The sequence below is a fragment of the Rhodocista pekingensis genome (genome assembly GCF_042665545.1).
GTDB classification, from domain to species: domain Bacteria; phylum Pseudomonadota; class Alphaproteobacteria; order Azospirillales; family Azospirillaceae; genus Rhodocista; species Rhodocista pekingensis.
The window spans coordinates 1-1,092 of sequence record NZ_JBHTCM010000034.1; the positions used below are offsets into that span (position 1 = coordinate 1).

General features: G+C 66.6%; 1 protein-coding gene. It reads left to right on the top strand.

Going from position 1 to position 1,092, the window contains the following annotated elements:
- Positions 1–25: 25 nt before the first annotated feature.
- On the top strand, positions 26–1,092 hold a 1,067-nt coding region (locus ACFQPS_RS20085; RefSeq protein WP_377361135.1), incomplete at its 3' end, for an ISAs1 family transposase.

Consider the following 1,092-nt stretch of genomic DNA (forward strand, 5'->3'; position numbering starts at 1 on the left):
CGGCCCTGATGTTTGGGAGGGGTCGATGGCTGGGATTTTTCGGATTTCGTTTCAAGGTCTTCCCGATCCGCGGACAGGGAATGCGCGGCGTCACGCTCTTCTGGATGTTCTGACGATTGCGTTGACGGCGTCGATCTGCGGGGCTGAGAGCTGCGTGGACTTTGCGACCTTCGCGCGGGACCGGCGGGCCTTGTTCGAGGAGTTTCTCGATCTTCCCGGCGGTCTGCCCAGCCACGACACGTTTTCACGGGTATTCCGGCTTCTCGACCCGGTGGCGTTTTCCCGCTGTTTCCAGCAGTTCCTTGATCATCTGGGGGAGGATGGGGCCGGGGTCCTGGCCATTGACGGCAAGACGCTACGGCGCTCCTTCGACCGGGCGGCGGGGCGTTCGGCTCTGCATGTGGTGAGCGCGTTTGCGTCCGGCGCGCGGATGATCGTGGGGCAGCGGGCGGTGGCCGCGGGCGAGAACGAGATCGTGGCGGCGCGGGCGTTGCTGGAACTGTTCGATCTCAAGGGTGTGCTGGTAACCGGTGACGCTCTGCACGCGCAGGAGCGGACGGCGCAGACCATCCTGGAGCGGGGCGGCGACTGGCTTTTTCCGCTGAAAGACAACCGCCCTGCGCTCCGGGCCGAGGTTGAGCGCTACTTCGCGGACCCGGCAACGGTTCTGGCCGCGCCCCATGTCACCACCGACGCCGACCACGGGCGTATCGAGGTGCGCCGCCACTGGGTAAGCTACGACGTGGCCTGGCTCGCCTCCGAGCGACGTTTTCCCGATGAGGCCGTCCTGCCGGGCCTGAAGATCCTGGGCCTGGTCGAACGCACGGTCACGAGCCCCGACGGCCGCACTACCGCCACCCGCACCCTCTATCTCTCCTCCGCCGCGCTGGAGCCCAAGACGCTCGCCCGCGCCGTCCGCGCCCACTGGAGCATCGAGGCCGCCGTCCATTGGGTGCTCGACACCGCCTTCGACGAAGACCGCGCCCGTAACCGCAAGGACCATGGCCCGGAAAACCTCGCCACACTCCGAAAACTCGCACTCAACGTCGTCCGCGCCGCCAACAACCAGGATTCCATCCGCCTCCGAAGAAA